This window comes from Kitasatospora sp. NPDC032757 (genome assembly GCF_055579305.1).
Genome location: NZ_JBVINN010000001.1, coordinates 190,223 through 213,949 on the forward strand (window position 1 = coordinate 190,223; position 23,727 = coordinate 213,949).

Below are 23,727 nucleotides of genomic sequence, written 5' to 3' on the forward strand. Positions count from 1 at the left end.
GTCATCAACTCGGTCGCGCAGTACTTCCCCAACGCCGCGTACCTGACCGACCTGCTCGGCTCGCTGTCGCAGCTGCTGGTGCCGGGAGGTGCCGTCTTCCTGGGCGACCAGCGCAACCTGCGGACCCAGCGGAGCTTCCAGACCGCGATCCGGCTGAACCAGCGGACGGAGCAGCAGAACGAGGCGGCGCTGTCCCGCGCGGTCGAGCAGGCGATCATGATGGAGAAGGAACTCCTGGTCGACCCGGAGTACTTCGCGGCGGCGGCCCGGCAGATCCCGGCGTTCGAGGTCGTGGACGTCCAGGTCAAGCGCGGCCGGGGCGCCAACGAGCTGACCCGCCACCGCTTCGACGTGGTCCTGCGGACGGCTCCGTCCGGAGCCCGCGACGTCAGCGGCGCGGCGGTCCTGCGGTACGGCGTGGACGTCACGGATCTGGCGGACGTGGAGCACCGGCTGGCCTCGCTCGACGGCGGTCCGCTCCGGATCACCGGCATCCCGGACGCCCGGGTGGCCGGTGAGCTGGCGGCGGCGGAGGCGCTGGCCGAAGGGCGCCCCGTCGCAGAGGTGGCGGCCCTGCTCGGTCTGTCCGCCGGGATCGACCCGGAGGAGCTGCACGAGCTGGCGGACCGGTGCGGACTGGGCGTGCGGGTGACGTACGCGCCGGGCGCGGCGGGACGGCTGGACGCGGTGTTCGGCGTCGACGACGAGACGCTGACCGGGATCTACGTGGCCACCGCGCAACTGGAGGCGGCGGCCCACGTCAGCAACCCGCTGGGGTCGCGCCAGCTGGGCGCACTGGTGACGGCGTTGCGCTCGTTCGCGGAGGAGCGGCTGCCGGAGTACATGGTGCCGATGGCGTTCGTGCCCTTGGACGTCCTGCCCATGACGGCGAACGGCAAGTTGGACCGTCGCGCACTGCCGGCGCCCGACCTCTCCGGCGCGACGAGCGGGCGGGCACCGCGCACCGAGCTGGAGGCACGGGTGTGTGCGGTCATGGCCGAGGTCCTGGCCCTGCCCACGATCGGGGTCGACGACGACTTCTTCGACCTGGGCGGCGACAGCATCATCTCGATCCAGCTCGTGAGCCGCCTGCGGGCCGCAGGCGTCGTCGTCACCGCACGCGATGTCTTCCGGCACAAGACGGCGGCGGCGATGGCGGCCGCGTCCGAGAACGCCGAACCGGCGGCCGACGAAGCACCGGCCGAACCGCCGGTACCCGACGACGACGAGGCGATCGACCTGTCGCTGGTGTCGCTGTCCGATGACGAATTGAAGATGTTCGAATCAAACTGGAGGTTGTCGGAATGAGCACGTCAGCAGTTGAAGCGATCCTGCCGCTGACTCCCTTGCAGGAGGGGCTGCTCTTTCACAGCCTCTACGACAACCTCGGCGTTGACCTCTACACCTCGCAGCTGGGCGTGGACCTCGAAGGCTGCCTGGACGTCGAGGCGTTCCGGGCGGCTGCGGCCACCGTGCTGCGCCGTCACCCCAACCTCCGTACTGCTTTCCAGCACCAGACCTCCACCCAGCCGGTGCAGGTGGTGATCCGGGAGCTGCCGGTCCCGTGGACGGAACACGACCTCTCCGGACTTGACGAGGCCGAGCGCGCGGCCGAGTTGGAGCGGATCACCGAGGAGGACCGGGTCCGCCGGTTCGACCTCGGGCGCCCGCCGCTGCTGCGCTTCACCCTGATCCGCCTCGGTGACGAGCGGTGCCGCCTGCTCTTCACCCACCACCACATCCTGCTGGACGGCTGGTCCATCCCGCTGCTGCTGAACGAGCTGTTCACGCTGTACGCCCGCGGCGGCACCGATGACAGCGGCCTGCCCAAGGTGCCCGCGTTCCGCAACTTCCTCGCCTGGCTGGCCAAGCGGGACAAGCCCGCGGCGGAGCTGGCGTGGAGCCAGGCGTTCGACGGCCTCGCCGACGGGACCATCGTGCGGCCGGTGAAGCCCGGCCGCACCCAGGTGGTGCCCGAGCGGGCCGTGATCGACCTGAGCCGCTCGCTGACCACGGCGCTCACGAACCTGGCGCGCCGTCACTCCATCACCCTGAACACGGTCGTCCAGGGCGTCTGGGGCCTGCTGGTGGGCCAGCTCGCCGGACGGAGTGACGTGGTCTTCGGGGCCGTGGTCTCCGGCCGGCCGCCGGAGCTGCCCGGTGTCGAGAACATGATCGGTCTCTTCCTCAACACCCTGCCGGTGCGGGTCCGGATCGATCCGAACGAGCCCGTCATCGACCTGCTGACCCGGCTGCAGACCGAGCAGTCCGAGCTGCTGCCGCACCAGCACCTGGGGCTCGCCGCCATCCAGCAGCTGACCGGCGGGGCGGAACTGTTCGACACGGTGACCGTGTTCGAGAGCTTCCCGGTCGACCACAACGCCGAGAGCCTGCCCGGCACCGGGCTGAGGGTCCTCGAATCCGACAGCACGGACTTCAGTCACTACCCGATCTCACTGCTCGCGCTTCCCGGCGAGCGGCTGCACCTGCGACTCAGCTACCAGCCCGACCTGTTCACGGCCGAGGAGACCGCCACGCTGCTGGACCGGGCACGGCGGCTGCTGGAGACCCTGGTGGCCGAGCCGCAGCAGCTCGTCGGACGGCTCGACCTGCTGGTCGCGGCCGAACGGCACCAGGTCGTGGTGCGGAACAACGACACCGCCCGCCCGGTCGAGCAGGCGACGCTCGCCCAACTGTTCGAGACGCAGGTCGCCGCCAACCCCGACGCGGTGGCGGTCGAGTTCGAGTCGACCTCGCTGACGTACGCGGAGCTGGACGCGCGCGCGAACCGGCTGGCGCGACTGCTGGCGACCCGGGGGATCGGGCCGGAGCAGGTCGTCGCGCTGGCCCTGCCACGGTCGATCGAGTTCGTGCTGTCGGTGATCGCCGTCGCCAAGACCGGAGCCGCCTACCTCCCGGTGGACACCCGGTACCCGCAGGAACGCATCGCCCTCCTCATCGACGACTCCCGCCCCGCGACGGTGATCACCACGACCGCCGCCGCGCCGCTGCTGCCCCGAGCCGCAGGCACCGGGCACCTGCTGATCGACGCCGCCGAGGTCCAGGAGGCGCTGGCCGCCACGCCGGACACCCCGCTGACCGACGACGAACGCACCGCGCCGACACACCTGCTCAACCCCGCGTACGTCATCTACACCTCCGGCTCGACCGGGCGCCCGAAGGGTGTCGTGGTCAGCCACACGGGCCTGGCCAACGGATCGGCCCTGCAGCGCCGCTCCTACCCGGTCGGCCCCGGCGACCGGGTCCTCCAGTTCGTGTCCCAGAGCTTCGACGCCTCCTACTGGGAACTGTCGATGGCACTGCTGAGCGGTGCCACCCTGGTCTGCGCGCCCGAGGAGCGCCTCACGGCCGGTCCGGCCCTGGCCGAGCTGATCGCCGAGCGACGGATCACCCACGCGGTCATACCGCCGTCGCCACTGGCGATGACGCCGGCGACGGACCTCGGTACTCTGCGCGTACTCATGGCCGGCGGCGAGGCGCTCCCGGCCGAGACGGTCACCACCTGGGCGCCCGGCCGCCGGATGTTCAACGAGTACGGCCCGACCGAGGTGACCGTCCTCGCGACCCAGAACGGCCCGCTCGCCGCGGACGGTACCGCGCCCTCGATCGGCCGGCCGATCGACAACGACCGCGTCTACGTGCTCGACCAGGCGCTCCGGCCGGTGCCCGTGGGATCGGTCGGCGAGATGTACGTCGCCGGGCCCGGGCTGGCCCGCGGCTATCTGGGGCGTCAGGACCTGACCGCCGAGCGGTTCGTCGCCGACCCGTTCGACACGACCGGGAGCCGGATGTACCGCACCGGTGACCTGGCCCGGTGGAACGACTCCGGCGAGCTCGTGTTCGCCGGCCGCGTCGACGAGCAGGTCAAGATCCGCGGCTTCCGGATCGAGCTCGGCGAGATCGAGGCCGCGGTCCGCTCCCACCCCGCGGTGGACACCGCCGCGGTCATCGTGCGCGAGGACCGCCCCGGCGACCACCGGATCGTGGCGTACGCGGTGGCCGACGGTGCGGACGAGGAGACGCTGCGCCGACACCTCGCGGACGTGCTTCCCCAGCACATGGTGCCCAACGTCTTCGTCCTGCTCGACGCGATGCCTCTGACCAGGAACGGGAAGGTGGACCGGGCCGCACTGCCCGAGCCGACGGTCGGAGCTGCCGACGGGGCGCGAACCGCACCGTCGACGCCCAATCAGGAGATCGTGTGCGGCCTGTTCGCCGACGTCCTCGGCGTACCCGAGGTCGGCGTCGACGGCGACTTCTTCAAGCTCGGCGGGCACTCTCTGCTCGCGGTCCGGCTGGTCGGCCGGATCCGCGCCGCCTTCGGCGTGGACGTGCCGATCCGTGTCGTCTTCGACGCCCCCACCGCCGAGGCCCTCACCTCCGAGATCGAGGCGCTGCTCCCCGACAGCGCGCCGGAGGCCCCGGCCGAGACGCGATCCGTGGATGTGTCCCACGCGGATCGGCGACTCTGGTTCATCAACCGCTTCGAGCACCGGGCCGCCACGCACAACGTCCCGGTCGGCGTCCGCCTGACCGGCGTCCTCGACCACGAGGTGCTGAGCGGTGCGGTGCACGATGTGATCGACCGGCACGAGGCGTTGCGGACGATCTTCCCGGAGCGCAACGGCGAGCCCAGCGGAGTGGTGCTGCCGCCCCAGGGGGTGCGCCCGCCACTGGCGGTCGCCGACTTCGACGAAGCCGCCGTGCGCGCGGAGGCGGCCGGCGGGTTCGACCTGACCACCCAGGTTCCGGTGCGCTTCACACTGTTCCGTGTCGGCGAAGCGGAGGCCGTGCTCGTGGCGGTCCTGCACCGGATCGCCGGCGACGACTGGGCGGGCGGCCGGCTGCTGGCCGACCTGATGGCCGCCTACCGGGCCAGGGTCACCAACCGCCCGGTGCGCTGGGACGATGACACCGTCGCAGTGGAGGACAAGGCCGTCGAGTGGTGGGCCGAGCACCTCGCCGGGGTACCGGAGGAGCTGGTCCTGGTCACCGACCGGCCGCGCTCGCCCCTGGAGCCGCAGGACCTGCTGAGCGTGCCGATCCACCTGCCCGCCGCGCAGCGGCAGAGCGCCACCACCCTCGCCGAGCGTGCGGGAGTGGACCTGGAGACGGTCCTGCGCGGTGCGTTCGCCGTCGTGCTGAGCGGGCTCGGAGCCGGTCAGGACCTGCCGATCGCCACCCTGCACACCACGGCATCCGAAGGCCCCGGGGCCTTCGCGGCGAACCCCGCCGTGCTGCGGGTGGACGTGTCCGCCGACCCGTCCGTGGCCGAACTGCTGGCCGGGATGGGCGAGACGGCCGCTGCGGCGCGGTTGCGTCCGGTGCCGTTCGAGCGGCTGCTGCGACGACTCGAACCGGACCTCGTCGCTGCCCGACACCCGCTGGCGCAGGTGGCCCTCACCGTACGGAGCCGCGGCACCGCCGCCCTGGAGCTGCCAGGCCTGACCGTGCGCCCGGACGACACCGCCCTGGGCATCGAGAAGTTCGACCTCGCCGTGGTCGTGGCGGACCTCCCCGAGGGCGAGCAGCTGGCCGGGCACCTGTACTACCGCGCCACCATGTTCGACGCCGCGACGGTCTCCCGCCTGTGGGAGCGGATCGCATCGGTGCTCGCGCAGATGACCGCTGCGCCGGAGCAGCGGCTCTCGCAGCTGCGGCTGGTCACCGAGGCCGAGCGCGAGCAGCTGCTGACGGGCTGGAACGACACCGCCGTCGAGGTGCCGGCGCTGGGCGCGCCGGTGCAGGTGCGCTTCGCCGAGCAGGTCGAGCACGGGCCGGACGAGATCGCCCTCGTCTGGCAGGACGGGCAGCTCACCTACCGGGAGCTCGACCGCGCGGCGAACCGGCTGGCGCACCTGCTGCGCGCCTCCGGTGTGGGCACCGGCTCCCGGGTGGCGGTGCTGCAGCGCCGCTCCCCCGACCTCGTCGTCGCGCTGCTCGGCGTGCTCAAGGCGGGCGCGGCGTACGTGCCCCTCGACTCCCGTGCGCCGCAGGCGCGGCACGAGAGCATCCTGGCCGAGACCGAGGCCTCGCTGCTCCTGGTCGACGCCGCGTCGGCGGCCACCGCGCCGCGGTCCGAGGTCCCGACGATCGTCGTGGACCGGGAGCCGCGCCTGGCGGAGCAGTCCGACACGGCGCCGTCCCTCGAGGGCCACCCGGAGCAGCTGGCGTACATCATGTACACCTCCGGTTCCACCGGGCAGGCCAAGGGCGTCGCCATCACCCACCGCGACCTGCTCGCGTTCGCGCTCGACCGCTGCTTCTCCGGGGACGCGCACCGCACGGTGCTCATGCATGCCCCGCACGCGTTCGACGCCTCCAACTACGAGCTGTGGATGCCGCTGCTCAACGGCCACCGGATCGTCCTCGCGCCGCCCCAGGACCTGGACGTGGCCACCATCGGCCGGCTGGTGTCCGAGCACGGGGTGACGGCACTCCACCTGACCGCCGGCCTGTTCCGGCTCGTGGTCGACGAGGACCTGGACTGCCTGGCCCCGGTGCGCGAGCTGCTGGCCGGCGGCGACGTGGTGCCCGCGGCCTCGGTCCGCCGTGTCCTGGAGCGGTTCCCGGACATGGTCGTCCGGGACACCTACGGCCCGACCGAGACCACGACCTTCGCCACGTCGCACCGGATGGACGCGGCCAACCCGCCGGCCGAGACCGTGCCGATCGGTCTCCCGCTGGACAACATGCGCGCGTACGTCCTGGACGGTTCGCTGCGCCCGGTCCCGGTCGGGATCGTCGGCGACCTCTACCTCGCCGGCGAGGGCCTCGCAGCCGGCTACTGGACCAGGCCGGGCCTCACCTCCGCATCGTTCGTGGCCGACCCGTTCGGTCCGGCCGGCAGCCGGATGTACCGGGTGGGCGACCTCGTGCGGCGGACGCCGGACGGCAGCCTGCTGTTCGCCGGCCGCGCCGACGACCAGGTGAAGATCCGCGGCTTCCGGATCGAGCTGGGCGAGGTGGAGTCGGCCCTGGCGCGCATGCCCGAGGTGGCCCAGGCCACCGTCGTCGCGCGGCGGGACGACGACAGCCAGCCCAGGCTGGTCGCGTACCTCGTCCCGGCCGAAGGCGCGACGCGCGACGAGTCCGCCGTCCGCGACCGGCTCGGCGCCGAACTGCCGGAGTACATGGTCCCCTCCGCCTTCGTGTGGCTGGATCGGCTCCCGCTGACGGCCAACGGCAAGGTCGACCGCAAGGCGCTGCCCGCGCCGGCGGCCGCGGTCACCGGCCGGGCCGCGCGCAACCCGCGCGAGGAACAGCTCCTCGGCCTGTTCGCCAAGCTCCTCGGCCAGCCGGACATGGGCATCGACGACAGCTTCTTCGAGCTGGGCGGCGACTCGCTGCTCGCCACCCGCCTGGTCAGCCGGGTCCGGGCCACCTTCGGTGTGGAGCTGCCCATCTGGAAGGTGTTCGACGCTCCGACGGTCGCCACCCTCGGCGAGCACCTGGACGACGCCCGGGCCGGACGCAGCGCGCTGCGCGCCATGGAGCGGCCGGAACGCGTCCCCCTGTCGTTCGCGCAACGCCGGCTCTGGTTCATCAACCGTTTCGACGGCCAGAGCGCCACGTACAACATGCCGATCTCGATCCGGCTCACCGGGCCGCTGAACCGCACCGCCATGGCCGAGGCGCTGGTCGACCTCGCGACCCGGCACGAGGCCCTGCGGACGGTCTTCCCCGAGGCCGACGGCGTGCCCTACCAGCGGATCCTGCCCGCCGACGAGGCGCAGGTCGCGCTGAACGTGGTGGAGACGCGGCCCGAGGAACTGGACGCCCAGTTGGAGGCCGCGGTCCGGATCGGTATCGACCTCACCAGCGAGGTACCGCTGCGCGTCCACCTGTTCGCCCTCGGGGAGGAGGACCACGTCCTGCTCTTCGTGCTGCACCACATCGCCGGCGACGGCTGGTCGATGCGGCCGCTGGCGACCAACCTCGCGCAGGCCTACGAGGCCCGCTGCGAGGGCCGGGCCCCGGAGTTCGCACCGCTGCCGGTACAGCCCGCCGACTACGCGCTGTGGCAGCAGCAGGTCATCGGCGACGAGGACGACCCGGACAGCGTCTTCTCCAAGCAGCTGCGGTACTGGCAGGACAATCTCGCCGACCTGCCCCAGGAGCTGACGCTCCCGGTCGACCGGCCCCGCCCGGCCACTTCGAGCTACCGCGGCGTGCCGGTCTACTTCCGGGTCGACCCGCGCGTGCACCAGCAGCTGCTGACCCTGTCCCAGACGACCGGCGCGAGCCTGTACATGGTGCTGCAGGCCGCGCTGGCCACGATGCTGCACCGGGTCGGAGCGGGCACCGACATACCGATCGGCAGCGTGATCGCCAACCGCACCGACGAGGCGCTCGACGAGATGGTCGGTTTCCTCACCAACATGCTGGTGCTGCGCACCGACACCTCGGGGAGCCCGACGTTCCGTCAGCTCGTCGACCGCGTACGGGAGACCGACCTCAACGCCTACGACAACCAGGACGTGCCGTTCGAGCGGCTGGTCGAGGCAGTCAACCCGCCGCGTTCGCTCGCCCGCCACCCGCTCTTCCAGGTGCTGCTCAACCTGCAGAACCTGCCGGACTACGCGACCGAGATGCAGGGCCTGGAGCTCAGCTCGTACGTCGTGGACCTCGGCGCGGCCCGGTTCGACCTCGCCTTCGGCTTCTCCGAGGAGTTCGACGCGGAGGGCCGGCCGGCCGGTCTGCAGGGCGACATCCAGTGCAGCACGGACCTCTTCGACCGCGACACCGCAGAGGGCTTCGCCGAGTACCTCGGCCGAGTGCTCCGATCCGCCGCGGGCGACCCGGACCAGCCGATCGACACCATCGACATGCTGCCCGCCGAGCAGCGGAACCGGCTCCTGGCGGAGTACAACGACACCGCCGCCGAGGTGGCTGCCGCGGCCCTGCCGGAGCTGTTCACCGCCCAGGCCGGGCGGACTCCGGACGCTCCCGCGGTGGTCCGCGGGGCGGAGACGCTGTCCTACGCCGAACTCGACGCCGCCGCCAACCGGCTCGCCCGCCTGCTGATCGCGAGCGGCACCGGGCCCGGCTCCCTGGTGGCGATCGCGCTGCCCAGGACGCCGCAACTGGTCACGGCCCTGCTCGGGGTGCTCAAGGCCGGCGCCGCGTACCTGCCCATCGATCCCACCAACCCGGCCGACCGCATCGCCTACGTGCTCGGCGACGCGGCCCCGACGGTGGTGCTGAGCGACGAGGCCACCTCGACGGCCCTGCCGTCCGGCGCCGCCCCCGTCATCCGGCTGGACCGGCCCGAGACCGCCCTGGAGCTGGCGGCCCACGCGAGCGGCCCCGTCACGGACGCCGAGCGGCTGCGGCCGCTGTCGCCGCGCGACGCCGCGTACGTGATCTACACCTCGGGCTCGACCGGACGCCCCAAGGGCGTCGTGATCGAGCACCGCTCGGTCAGCGACTACCTGGCGCACACCACCCGGGAGTACGACGCGGCCCGCGGGGTCGCGCTGGTGCACTCGCCGGTGTCCTTCGACCTGACCGTCACCGGCCTCTACACCCCGCTGCTCGTCGGTGGTTGCGTCAACCTCGCCTCGCTCACCGACCCCGAGCCGCGCGAGGCGGCCGGGCTGGCCCAGGCTCCGGCGACCTTCCTCAAGGCGACCCCGAGCCACCTGCCGCTGCTCACCGCGCTCCCGGCCGGCTACTCGCCCTCGGGCGAGCTGCTGCTCGGCGGTGAGGCGCTGCTCGGCGCGGTCCTGCGGGAGTGGCGCGAACAGCACCCCGACGTGACGGTGCGCAACGTATACGGCCCGACCGAGGCGACGGTGAACTGTGCCGAGTACCGCATCGCCCCCGGCGAGCCGGTGCCGGACGGCCCGGTGCCGATCGGCCGCCCACAGGCGAACGCCCGGCTGTACGTGCTGGACGCGGGGCTCCAGCCGGTGCCCGAAGGAGTGACCGGCGACCTCTACCTCGCCGGCGAGGGGCTGGCGCGCGGCTACCTGAACCAGCCGGCGCTGACCGCGGAACGCTTCGTGCCCGACCCCTTCGGGGCGCCCGGCAGCCGGATGTACCGCAGCGGCGACGTCGCCAAGTGGAACCGCTCCGGCGAACTGGTGTACCTCGGCCGCAGCGACGACCAGGTCAAGCTGCGCGGCTTCCGGATCGAGCTGGGCGAGATCGAGGTCGCGCTGGCCTCCCACCCGGCGGTGCGCGCCGCCACGGTGATCGTCCGTGAGGACCAGCCGGGCGACCAGCGCCTGGTCGGCTACGTCGTGCCGAAGGCCGAGGCGCCGACGGCCGCGGAGCTGTCCGCGCACCTCGCCGGGCGGCTGCCCGAGTACATGGTCCCCCAGCTGTTCGTGGCCGTCGACGGGATCCCGCTGACCGTACACGGGAAGGTCGACCGGAACGCGCTTCCGGCCCCCGTCCACCGTGCGGACGCCCAGGCCTCGGCCGCCCCGCGCTCGCCGCAGGAGGAGATCCTCTGCCACCTGTTCGCGGACATGCTCGGTGTGCCCGACGTCGGGGTGCACGACAACTTCTTCGAGCTGGGCGGGCACTCCCTGCTCGCCACCCGGCTGATCAGCCGGATCCGCACCGCCTTCGACCTGGAGCTGCCGATCCGCGCCGTCTTCGAGGCGCCGACCGTGGCCCAGCTGACCGCACAGCTCGGCACGGCCGCCACGGGCCGCCGTGCGGTGGCGCCGATGCCACGCCCGGACGAGCTCCCGCTGTCCTTCGCCCAGCGGCGGCTGTGGTTCCTCAACCGTCTCGACCAGCAGAACGGTTCGGCGTACAACCTGCCGATCGCGCTGCGACTCACCGGTGACCTCGACCGCGAGGCCCTCGCCGCGACCCTGCACGACCTGTTGGAGCGGCACGAGGTCTTCCGCACCGTCTTCGCGGAGCCGAACGGCGTGCCGGTCCAGCGGGTGCTCGCCGCCGACGAGGCCGGGCTGCGCCTGGAGGTCACCGAGACCTCCGAGGAGCAGCTGGCCGAGGTGCTGGCCGCCGAGATCAACCGCGCCTTCGACCTCTCCGAGGAGATCCCGGTCCGAGCCCGGCTCTTCGCCGTCGCCCCGGACGTGCACGTCTTCACGTTCACCATGCATCACATCGCCGCTGACGGATGGTCGCTGGCACCGATGCTGGCCGACCTCTCCACCGCGTACCGGGCCCGGGCCGCCGGCGAGGAGCCGGACTGGCAGCCGCTGCCCGTGCAGTACGCCGACTACGCGCTCTGGCAGCGCGAAGTGCTCGGGGACGAGACGGACGAGAACAGCCAGATCTCCCAGCAGCTGCGCTACTGGGAGCAGACCCTCGCCGGGCTGCCCGAGGAACTCACCCTGCCGACCGACCGGTCCCGCCCGGTCGTGGCGAGCTACCGGGGCGAGCGGATCACCATCGAGATCCCCGCCGAGATCCACCAGCGGGTGAGCGAGCTGGCACGCTCCCGGCAGGCGAGCGTCTACATGGTGCTCCAGGCAGGCCTGGCCGCCCTGCTGTCCCGGCTGGGCGGCGGGGAGGACGTCCCCATCGGCAGCCTGATCGCCGGGCGCACCGACGAGGCCCTCGACGACCTGGTCGGCTTCTTCGTCAACACCCTGGTGCTGCGCACCGACGTCTCCGGCGACCCGACCTTCGCCGAGCTGCTCGACCGGGTCCGCACCACGGGCCTGGGTGCCTACGCCCACCAGGACCTGCCGTTCGAGCGGCTCGTGGAGGCGCTCAATCCCAGCCGGTCGATGTCCCGTCACCCGCTGTTCCAGGTGGCGCTCAACCTCCAGAACGCCGCCCAGGCCGACTGGGGCCTCGGCCTGCCCGGTCTGGAGGTGCAGCCGGAGGGGTTCGACCTGGACACGGAGAAGTTCGACCTCTCCTTCACCTTCGCCGAGCACCACGCCGAGGACGGCGCGGCGGCCGGGATCGTCGGCACGGTGAGCTACGCCGTCGACCTCTTCGACGGCGAGCGCGTCGCGGACATCGCCGGCTGCCTGGTGCAGCTGCTGTCCGCGGCCACCGCCGAGCCCGACCGGCGGCTCGCGCAGCTGGACCTGCTGGATCCGGCGGAGCGCGCCGTGCTGCTGGAAGCGGGCAGGGGGCTGCAGTGCGAGATCCCCGCCGAGGGTGTCGACGCACAGTTCGCCCAGCGCGCGGCGGCCACCCCCGAGGCCCTGGCGGTCCAGGGTCCCGACGGCTCGCTGACCTACCGCGAACTCGACGCGGCGGTCACCCGGCTGGCCAGGCACCTGGTCGAGCGGGGCTCGGCCCCGGGCGAGATCATCGGCGTCGCCATGCCACGCAGCACGGAGATGCTGGTGGCGCTCCTGGCGGTCCTGCGGTCCGGAGCGGCTTACCTGCCGCTCGACCCCGAGCTGCCGGCGGAACGACTGGCCTACATGACGGCCGACTGCCGGCCGCTGTTCGTCGTCTCCACCGACGCCGCGGCCCGCGGCCTGCCCGACGGCACGACCGTCGTGTCGCTGGACGACCCGGTCACCCGGCGTGCGCTCCAGGAGCTTCCCGGGACACCGTGGGCCGACGACGAGCGCCGTTCGCCCGTCCACCCGGAGCACCCCTCGTACGTCATCTACACCTCGGGATCGACCGGCCGGCCGAAGGGTGTCGCGCTCCCGCGGCGCGCCATGATCAACCTCATGGTCGACATGGCCGAGCGGCTCGGCGTGCGGGCCGACGACCGTCTGCTCTCGGTCTCGACCATGTCGTTCGACATCTCCGTGCTCGAGTTCTACCTGCCGCTCGTGTCCGGCGCGGCGGTCGTCGTGGCAGCCCGGGAGACGGTCCAGGACCCGACGGCCCTGGCCAAGCTGGTCGCCGACTCCGGAGTGACCATCCTCCAGGCGACGCCGACCCTGTGGCAGATGCTGGTGAGCCAGGCCCCTGACGCGGTACGCGGCCTGCGCAAGATGAGCGGCGGCGAGCCGATGTCGCAGGAGCTGGCGGAACGGCTCCTCGCGGTCGGCGGCGAGCTCACCAACGGATACGGTCCGACGGAGACCACCATCTACTCCACCGCTGCGCCGGTGACCGACAGCCGGTCTGTGCCGACCATCGGCCGTCCGGTGCTCAACACCCGCGTCTACCTGCTGGACGAGTACCTGCGTCCGGTGCCGCCGCAGGTGACCGGCGAGTTGTACATCGCCGGCGACGGCCTGGCGCTGGGATACCTGGGCCGGCCGGGCCTGACGGCGGATCGCTTCGTCGCCGACCCGTTCGGGGCACCGGGCGCCCGCATGTACCGCAGCGGTGACCTGGCCCGCTGGGGCGCCGGCAGGGAGCTGGAGATCCTCGGCCGGGTGGACCACCAGGTGAAGCTGCGCGGCTTCCGGATCGAGCTGGGCGAGATCGAGTCGGTGCTCGGCCGCCACGAGGACGTCGCCCAGCTGGCGGTCATGCTGCGCGAGGACCGCCCGGGCGACAAGCGGCTGGTCGGCTACGTGGTGCCGAAGCCCGGCCGGCCGGTCGACTCCGTCACGCTGCGCAGGTATCTCGGCACGCAGCTGCCCGACTACATGATCCCGTCGGTCATCGTCGAGCTCGACGCGTTGCCCACGACGCCCAACGGCAAGCTGGACCGGCGCGCCCTGCCGCAGCCGCCGGCCTCCTCCGGCCGGGAGAGCAGTGCCCCGCGCTCCCCGCGGGAGGAGATCATGTGCGGCCTGTTCGCCGAGATCCTCGACGTGGAGACCGTCGCGGTCGACGACAGCTTCTTCGACCTCGGCGGCCACTCGCTGCTGGCGACCCGGCTGATGAGCCGGCTCCGGACGGTGTTCGGCGTCGAACTCCCCATCCGCAGCCTGTTCGAGCACCCGAACCCGGCCGGCCTCGTCGGGCTGCTGGACGGCGCGACCCGGGGCCGGGCCTCCCTCGTCCCGATGCCGCGTCCCGAGACGCTGCCGCTCTCCTACGCCCAGCGCCGGATGTGGTTCCTGCATCGGCTCGAAGGCCCGAGCTCGACCTACAACATGCCGTTCGTCGTCCGGCTCTCCGGCCACCTCGACCTGGAGGCGCTGCAGTCGGCACTCCAGGACGTCGTCGACCGGCACGAGAGCCTGCGCACGGTCTTCCCGGAGATCGACGGCGTGCCCCGGCAGGTGGTACTCGGAACCGACGAGGCACGGATCGAGCTGATCTGCCGACAGGTGGCCGAGCACGAGCTGGAGGAGGCGACCCTCGCCGCGGTCCGCACGGCGCTCGACCTGACCGAGCAGCCGCCGGTGGCGGCGACCCTGCTCACGCTGACCCCGACCGAGCACGTGTTCGTCCTGGTCGTGCACCACATCGCCGGCGACGGCTGGTCGCTGGCCCCGCTGGGCGCCGACGTGTCGCAGGCGTACACGGCCCGGCACGCCGGCCGGGCCCCGCAGTGGGAACCGCTGCCGGTCCAGTACGCCGACTACACGCTGTGGCAGCGACAGCTGCTCGGCGACGAGTCCGACCCCGACAGCCTGTTCTCCGGACAGGTCACCTACTGGAAGCAGGCCCTCGCCGATCTGCCGGACCTGCTGAACCTGCCGACCGACCGACCGCGCCCCTCGGTGGCCAGCTACCGAGGGGGGCGCCTGACCGTCGAGCTCGGCCCCGAGCTGCACGCCGCGGTGCGGTCCCTCGCGAAGCGGGAGGGCGCGAGCACCTTCATGGTGCTCCAGGCCGCGGTCGCGACGCTGCTCGGCAAGCTCGGCGGCGGTCACGACATCCCGCTCGGCAGCCCCATCGCGGGCCGTACCGACGAGTCGCTCGACCAGCTGGTCGGCTTCTTCGTCAACACCCTGGTGCTGCGCAACGACCTGAGCGGTAACCCCTCGTTCGCCGAGCTGATCGGCCGGGCCCGCGAGACCGCGCTGGCGGCGTACGCCCACCAGGACGTCCCGTTCGACCACCTGGTGGAGGTGCTCCGGCCGGACCGCTCCGCGGGGCACCAGCCACTGTTCCAGGTGATGCTGGCACTCCAGAACGCCACCGTCGCGACCGACGTCGAGCTGCCCGACCTGACCCTCAGCTCGGAGGACGGCTTCACCGGAGCCTCCCGCTTCGACCTGTTCCTCAGCTTCGCCGAGCAGTTCGACGAGGCCGGCGGGACGCCCGCGGGCATCAACGGGTTCATCGAGTACAGCGCCGACCTGTTCGACCCCGGGACGGTCACCGCTCTGGTGAAGCGGCTGGAGCGCCTGCTGACCGCCGTGTCGGCGGACCCGCAGCTGCCGATCGGCTCGATCGACCTGCTCGACGAGGACGAGCGGCACACCGTCCTGCGGCAGTGGAACGACACCGCGACGGACTCCGTGCCGACCAGCGTGACCGCGCGGTTCGCCGCGCAGGTCACCCGTACGCCGGACGCCGTCGCGGTGTCCAGCGACGAGCGGCAGTTGACGTACCGCGAGCTGGACGAGGAGTCGGACCGGCTGGCACGCCGACTGGCGGCGGCCGGTGTCCGGCCCGAGGACCGGGTCGCGCTGTTCCAGGAGCGCTCGGCGGGCCTGGTGGTGTCGATCCTCGCGGTGCTCAAGGCCGGTGCGGCCTACGTGCCGATCGACCCGCGCTACCCGGCCTCCCGCCGCAGCCACATCATGACCGACAGTCAGGTCTCCGTGCTGCTGACGGACACCACCTCGCCGGCCCTGGGGTGCGAGCACGACGCCAGGGTCCTGGTGGTGGACACCGAGACGGACCCGGAGGTCGGTGACGTCCGACTGCCCGAGGTCGTGCACTCCGAGCAGCTCGCGTACGTGATGTACACCTCCGGCTCGACTGGCGTGCCGAAGGGCGTGGGGATCACCCACGCGGACGTCACCGCGCTCGCCTCCGACCGGGCCTTCCGTCCGGAGGCGCACCGCCGGGTGCTGCTCCACTCCCCGCAGGCGTTCGACGCCTCCACCTACGAGCTGTGGGTCCCGCTGCTGAACGGCGGCCAGGCCGTGGTGGCTCCCCGGGGCGACCTCGACCTGGCAACCCTCGCCCGGGTCATCGGCGAGAACAGCGTCACCGGTCTGTGGATGACCGCGGGTCTGTTCCGGCTCACCGCCGAGGAGTCCCCGGAGTGCTTCGCGGGCGTGGCCGAGGTGTGGACCGGCGGCGACGTGGTACCCGCCGAAGCGGTGCGACGGGTCATGACGGCCTGCCCGCAGATCGTGGTGGTCGACGGCTACGGCCCGACCGAGACGACCACGTTCGCGACCACCTTCCGGGTCGAGGACGCCCAGCGGATCCCCGCCCAGATCCCGATCGGACGGCCGTTGGACGACATGCGGGTCTACGTCCTGGACGAGTCCCTGCAGCCGGTCCCGGTCGGCGTCGCCGGCGAGCTGTACATCGCCGGTGCGGGGCTGGCCCGTGGCTACCAGGCCCGGCCGGCTCTGACCGCCGAACGGTTCGTGGCGGACCCGCACGGCCCGGCGGGCAGCCGGATGTACCGGGTCGGCGACCTGGTGCGCTGGAACGCCGACGGTGCGGTGGAGTTCCTCGGCCGGGCCGACGACCAGGTCAAGGTCCGCGGCTTCCGCATCGAGCTCGGCGAGATCGAGGCGGCCCTGGCCGACCACCCGGACGTCGCCCAGGCGGCCGTCCTGGTGCGCGAGGACCGTCCCGGCGATCACCAGCTGGTGGCCTACCTCGTTCCGAGCGCGACGCCGTCGGCGGACACGACCGGGACGGCCGAGGACAACGGCACCGCCGGCGAGCAGATCGAGCAGTGGCAGGAGCTCTACGCGCAGCTGTACGGCGCGGAGCGGCCGGAGGAGTTCGGCGAGGACTTCAGCGGCTGGGCGAGCAGCTACACCGGCGAGGACATCCCGCTGGAGCAGATGCGCGAGTGGCGGGACGCCACGGTGGAACGCATCCGCGCCCTGCGGCCGCGCCGGGTGCTGGAGATCGGCGTCGGCAGCGGCCTGCTGCTGGCGAAGCTCGCCGGCGACAGCGAGGCGTACTGGGGCATCGACTTCTCCGCGGAGGCGATCGCCGTACTGCGGCACCAGGTCGAGGCCCAGCCCGAGTTGGCCGACAAGGTCCGGCTCGAAGTCGGCGCCGCACACGAACTGGACGCCCTGCCCGGGGAGTTCTTCGACACCGTGGTCATCAACTCGGTGGCGCAGTACTTCCCCAGCGCTTCCTACCTGACCGACGTGCTCACCTCGCTGTCGCGCCTGCTGGTGCCCGGTGGCGCCGTCTTCCTGGGCGACCAGCGCCACCTGCGCACCCAGTGTTGCTTCCAGACCGCGGTCGCGTTGCTCCAGTGGAACGGCAGGCAGACCCCGGCGGAGCTGTCCCGTTCGGTCGAGCAGACGATCATGATGGAGAAGGAACTCCTCGTCGACCCGGAGTACTTCGCGGCGCTGCCCGGGCAGATCCCGGCGTTCGAGGCCGTGGACGTACGGGTCAAGCGGGGCCACAGCGACACCGAGCTGACCCGCCACCGCTTCGACGTGGTCCTGCGGACGGCACCGGCCGGTGCGCGCCCGCTCGGCGAGCTGCCGCGGCTGCGGTACGGCACGGAGATCCTGAGCCTGGAGGACCTGGAGCGCCGGATCGCGGCCGGTGACGACCTGCCGGTCCGGGTGACCGGGATTCCGGACGCCCGGCTGGCCGGCGAGCAGGCGGCCGTGCAGGCACTGGCCGACGGACGGCCGGTCGGCGAGGCGCTGACCGCGCTGAACACCCCGGAGGAGCGGGGCGTTCATCCCGAGGCGCTCCACGAGCTGGCCGAACGGTACGGACAGGCGGCCCACGTCACCTACGCCCCGGGCGCCCCCGGACGGCTGGACGCGGTGTTCGGCGTCGGCGACGACGCGGTCTCCGAGCTGTACCTGCCGGCCGCCCAGCAGGCCTCCGCGGCGCACGTCAACAACCCGCTGAGCTCCCGCCGACTCGGCGAACTGGTCAGCGCTGTGCGGTCCTTCGCCGAGCAGCGGCTGCCCGAGTACATGGTGCCGAGCGCGTTCGTGGCGCTGGACGCCCTGCCGACGACCGTGAACGGCAAGCTGGACCGTCGTGCGCTTCCGGCGCCCGACTTCTCCAGCGCGTCGACGGGGCGGGCGCCGCGCACCGAGCTGGAGACGCGGGTGTGCGCGGTGATGGCCGACGTCCTCGCCCTGCCGGCGGTCGGCATCGACGACAATTTCTTCGACCTGGGCGGCGACAGCATCATGTCGATCCAGCTCGTCAGCCGCGCCAGGCGTGCCGGGCTGCTGATCAGCACGCGTGACGTGTTCCAGCACAAGACCGTCGCCGAACTGGCGGCGGTGGTCCGGCTGGCCGACGGCACGGCGTCCGCCGCAGCCGACGAGCCGGAGACCGGCGACATCCCGCTGCTGCCGATCGTGCACTGGCTGCGGGAGAACGGCGGCCCGGTCGAGGGCTTCAACCAGTCCCGGATCGTCCCGGCCCCGGCCGGAGCCACCCTGCACCTGCTGGAGCAGGCGCTGCAGGCGCTGATCGACCGGCACGGCGCCCTGCGGATGCGGCTGGACCGCACCGACGGGCAGTGGCGGCTGAACGTCCCCGAGACCGGGACGGTCCGCGCGGGCGACCTGCTGCGCCGCGTCGATGCGGCAGGCCTGGACGACGCGGCCCTCGAAGCCTTGATCATCGAGCACCGCGACGCGGCGATGGCCGGGCTGGCCCCGGACGACGGCGTCATGCTGCAGGCCGTGTGGTTCGATGCCGGGCAGGGGCGGAGCGGCCAGCTCCTGCTGATGGTGCACCACCTCGCCGTCGACGGCGTCTCGTGGCGGGTGCTCATGCCCGACCTGTTCGAGGCCTACGAGGCGGCCGAGCAGGGCAGGCCCATCGCGCTCGACCCGGTCGGCACCTCGCTGCGCGGCTGGGCGACCCGGCTCCACGAGCTCGCGGCCGAACGCCGGGGCGAGCTCGGGCTCTGGGAGGCGATGGTGCGGGATCCGGAGCCGCTGCTCGGCCTCCGGCCGCTCGACCCGGCCCGCGACACCGTCGACGCGACGCGCTTCGTCCATGTCCGGCTGCCCGCCGACCTCAGCAGCTCGCTGCTGGCGGACGTGCCTCGGGCCATCCACGCCGGCGCCGACGACGTCCTGCTCACCGGCCTGACGCTGGCACTCGCCCAATGGCGCGCCAAGTGGCGCGACACCGACCGCGAGGACCTGCTCGTGGCGGTGGAGAGCCACGGCCGGCACGACGTCCTCGAAGGCGTCGACCTGACCCGGACCGTCGGCTGGCTGACCGCCATGTACCCGGTACGGATCGACCTCTCCGGCGTGGACACCGCGCAGGCGTTGGCCGGCGGACCGGCCACCGCACGGGCGGCCAAGGCGGTCAAGGAGCAGCTGCGACGGATCCCGGACCACGGCCTGGGCTACGGCCTGCTGCGGTACCTGGACCCGCAGGCGTCCGAGCGGCTGGCCGGCGGCGCCGAACCCCAGTTGGCCTTCAACTACTTCGGCCGCTTCACAGCTCCGGAGGGCGAGCCGGCACCGGTCGCGACCGAGCCGACGTTCGAGACCGGACGCTACGACGGCGGTGCGGACGGCCGCCGACCGTTCGCCCACGCGCTGGAGATCAACGCGCGGACGGACGACTTCACCGCCGGTTCGTCGCTGAGCTGCATGTGGACCTGGCCGGACGGGCTCTTCACCGACGAGGAGGTCCTCGAGCTCTGCGAGGGCTGGGTCGCGGCACTGCGCGTGCTGGCCGACCAGCTGCGGCGCCCCGGCAACTCCGGGCGCACGCCGTCCGACCTGCCACTGGTCGAGCTGACCCAGCGTCAGATCGAGCGGCTGGAGACCGACCTGCCGGGCCTGTCCGACGTGCTGCCGCTGACGCCGCTGCAGGAAGGGCTGCTCTTCCACGCGCAGTACGACGACAGCGACCAGGACCCGTACACGGTCCAGTTCCTCTGGGCGCTGGACGGCCACGTCGACCGGGACGCCTTGCGGGCCGCGGCGAGCACCCTGCTCCGCCGCCACCCGAACCTCCGGGTGGCCTTCCGGCAGGACGACCTCGCCCGCCCGGTTCAGGTGGTCGTGGAGGACCCGGCACTGCCCTGGTACGAGCACGACCTGCGGGCGCTGGACGGTGAGGACCTCGACCGCGAGGTGGCCCGGATCGTCGAGGAGGACCGCACCCGCCGCTTCGACCCGGCCCGGCCGCCGCTGATCCGCTTCACACTGATCCGGGTGGCCGAGGACGCGTACCGCTTCCTGCTCACCAACCACCACATCCTGCTCGACGGATGGTCCATGCCGGTGGTCCTCGGCGAGCTGGGCGAGCTGTACACCACGGGTGGCGACGACCGGACCCTGCCGGTACCGGCCGACTACCGCGGCTACCTGACCTGGCTCGCCGGGCAGGACCGCGCCGAGGCCGAGAACGCCTGGCGTACGGCGCTGGCCGGGCTGCAGGAGCCCCTCCTGCTCGCACCGTCGGCGGGACAGCGGGCGGCCGTCACGCCGCACCGCCGGGTCGTCGAGGTCGACCAGGAGCTCAGCGCGACGCTGGCAGCACTGGCCCGCCGGCACGGGCTGACCCTCAACACGGTGGTCCAGGGCGCCTGGGCCGCTCTGCTGAGCCGGCTGACCGGGCGGGACGACGTGGTGTTCGGCGCCACCGTGTCCGGCCGGCCGCCGGAGATCGCCGGTATCGAGACGATGGTCGGGCTCTTCATCAACACCCTGCCCGTCCGGGTACGCATGGAGCCGGCCGAGCCGGTGATCGCTCTGCTCGGGCGGATCCAGCAGCAGCAGTCCGGGCTGATGGATCACTCGTACCTGCGGCTGTCCGACGTCCAGCGACTCGCCGGGGTCGGTGAACTCTTCGACACGGCCACGGTGTTCGAGAACTACCCGGCACCGCCTCAGGGCTTGCACGACGAGCCCGGCGAGGTGGACGTCAGCAACGACCAGACGAGCGACGCCACGCACTATCCGCTGGCGCTGTGCGCCTCGATGCGCGGCCCGTCCCTGCGGCTGCGGCTGGACCACCGGCCCGACGTGTTCGACGAGCAGAGCGTGACCGATCTGATCGACCAACTGGTGAGCTGGCTGCGGGCCCTGGCCGCGGACCCGGACCAGCCGGTCGGCCTGATCGACCTGCTGAGTGCCGACCAGTTCGACCAGGTGGTCCGGCGGTTCAACGCCACCGAGCGGCCGGTACCGGCGCAGCGGTGGTCCGAGCTCGTCGCCGAGCGGGCGAGGCTGAGCCCGGACGGGACCGCCGTGGTCTACCAGGACGAGCGGCTCAGCTACGCGGAGCTCGACCGGCGGGCCAACCAGCTCGCCCGGCTGCTGGCCCGGCACGGCGCCGCCGAGCAGTCGCTGGTCGGGCTGATGCTGGAGCGGACGCCGGACACGGTCGTCGCGGTCCTCGCGGTCGCCCGGGCCCGGGCCGCCTACCTGCCGGTGGACTCGCGTTACCCGGCCGACCGGCGCGCGTTCATCCTGTCCGACGCCCGTCCGGCGCTGGTCGTGACGACGTCCTCCACCGCACACCTGCTGACGGAGGTGGGGGCCGACGTACCGACGCTGGTCCTGGACGACCCGGGCCTGCGGGCCGAGTGGGCGGCGCAGCCCGCGACGCCCCTGGTGCCGGCCGCCGAGCCGTCCCCGGACGACGCGGCGTACGTCATCTACACCTCGGGCACCACCGGTCGCCCCAAGGGCGTCGTGGTCACCCACCGGGGCATCGGCAACCTGGCCGCCGCGCAGATCGAGCGGTTCGCGATCGACGCGGAGAGCAGGCTCCTGCAGTTCGCGTCGCCGAGCTTCGACGCCGCGGTGTCGGAGATCGTGACGAGCCTGGTGGCCGGGGCCACCCTGGTCCTCGCCCCGACGGCCGAGCTGCTGCCGGGCCCGACGCTGACCGGGGTGATGGCCCACCACGGGGTGACCCACGCCACGATCCCGCCCACGGTGCTGGCCGCGATCTCGCCCGAGGACCTGCCCGGGTTGCGCACCCTGGTGGTCGCCGGCGAGCCCTGCCCGCAGCACCTGGTCGACCAGTGGGCACCCCGCGTACGCATGATCAACGCGTACGGCCCGACGGAGACGACCGTCTGTGCCACCATGAGCGACCCGCTGTCCACGGCGGCGCTGTCGATCGGCCGGCCGATCGCCAACGCCTCGGTCTACGTGCTCGACGCGCGGCTCCGGCCGGTGCCGACGGGCGTGGCGGGCGAGCTGTACGTGAGCGGCCCCGGCCTGGCACGCGGCTACCTGAACCGCACCGGTCTGACGGCGGAGCGCTTCGTGCCGAACCCGTTCGGCTCGCCGGGCAGTCGGATGTACCGCACCGGTGACCTGGTCAGCTGGACCCGCGACGGCCGGCTCTCCTACGTCGGCCGGGCCGACCAGCAGCTCAAGCTCCGCGGCTTCCGGATCGAGCCGGCCGAGATCGAGTCGGTGCTCCTCGACCACCCGGACGTGTCCCAGGCGGCCGTTGTCCTGCGGGAGATGAGCCAGGGCGGCCGCCGGCTGGTGGCCTACGTGGTGCCGGGCGACGGCGTCACGATCGATCCGATGGTGCTGCGCAAGCAGCTCTCGGGACAGCTGCCCGACTACATGGTGCCGGCCGCGTTCGTATCGCTGGCGGCGCTGCCGGTCACGCCGAACGGGAAGCTGGACCGTCCGGCCCTGCCCGCTCCGGACGCCGAGGGAAGCCTGGGCAAGGGGGCGCCCCGGACGCCGCGCGAGGAGGTGCTGTGCGGTCTGTTCGCGGAGGCCCTCGAGGTCGGCCGGGTCGGGATCGAGGACAGCTTCTTCGATCTCGGTGGTGACTCGCTGATGGCGGCGGGTCTGGTCAGCCGGGTGAACCGCACCTTCGGAACCAGGCTGAGCATCGTGGCGCTGTTCGAGAGTCCGACCGTCCAGAGCCTCTCCGAGCTGCTGACCACGGGAGAGGACGGAGATCCGATGGACGTGCTGCTCCCCCTGCGGAGCACCGGCACGGCCGAGCCGATCTTCTGCCTGCCGCCCGCCGGGGGCCTGAGCTGGAGCTATGCGGGCCTGCTGCGCCACATCGACCCGGAGCACCCGGTCTACGCGCTGCAGGCGCGCGGCCTGGCCCGGGACGAGGCACTGCCGGAGACCATGGCCGCGATGGCGGAGGACTACCTGGACCAGATCCGGGCGATCCAGCCGCACGGCCCGTACCACCTCGCCGGCTGGTCGCTCGGCGGCCTCCTGGGCCACCTGATCGCCACCCGTCTGCAGGAGGCGGGCGAGGAGGTCGCGACACTGGCCATCCTCGACGCCTATCCGGTGATCAACGAACACGAGGTCGTCGAGGAACGGCCCGAGGACGTCCTGCGGCAGCTGCTGGGCTACCTGGGCCACGACCTCACCGAGCTGGGCGAGGACCCGCTGGACTACGCCCGGGCTCGCAGCCTGCTCGACGACGGTGACAGTGCCATCGCCGGCCTGGAGGAGCGGCACATCGAGGCGCTGGCCCGGGTGGGTACCAACATCGCGCGGATCACCCAGGACTTCAGCCTGGACCGGTTCCGCGGTGACCTGCTCGTCTTCGTCGCCACGGTGGGCAAGGAGGGTTCGCCGTACACGCCGGCCCTCTGGGAACCGCACGTCGAGGGAAGGGTGATCAGGCATGACCTCGCCGTCGCCCACAACGACCTGACGAAGGCCCCCGCCTGGGCGGAGATCGGTCCGGTGCTCGCGCAGTCCCTGCGTGACGCCCGGGCCACCGCCGAGCGGTAAAGGCGGGACTCCCGGCCCGGACGGCCGCCGATGCGGC

Annotated in this window: 2 protein-coding genes (1 of these 2 running past the window's edge); both read left to right on the top strand. The window is 72.6% G+C overall.

Features of this window, described 5'->3' with window-relative positions; all coding sequences use genetic code 11:
- A protein-coding gene (locus ACZ5WK_RS00900) for an amino acid adenylation domain-containing protein (protein WP_465543613.1) crosses the window boundary here: on the top strand, nucleotides 1-1,308 show its end. Its footprint begins 15,657 nt before the window's first position; 1,308 of the gene's 16,965 nt are visible here — the last part of the coding sequence; the start codon falls outside the window, past its left edge; the stop codon is at nucleotides 1,306-1,308.
- Nucleotides 1,305-23,690 (top strand): non-ribosomal peptide synthase/polyketide synthase, encoded by a 22,386-nt coding sequence (locus ACZ5WK_RS00905; protein ID WP_465543615.1) that lies wholly within the window; start codon nucleotides 1,305-1,307, stop codon nucleotides 23,688-23,690. The genes ACZ5WK_RS00900 and ACZ5WK_RS00905 overlap by 4 nt, the downstream gene beginning before the upstream one ends.
- The last annotated feature ends 37 nt before the right edge of the window (nucleotides 23,691-23,727 follow it).

What these genes read in the sequence shown, in the direction of transcription:
- ACZ5WK_RS00905 (WP_465543615.1), top strand. Translation starts at nt 1,305, where the DNA reads ATGAGCACGTCAGCAGTTGAAGCGATCCTGCCGCTGACTCCCTTGCAG.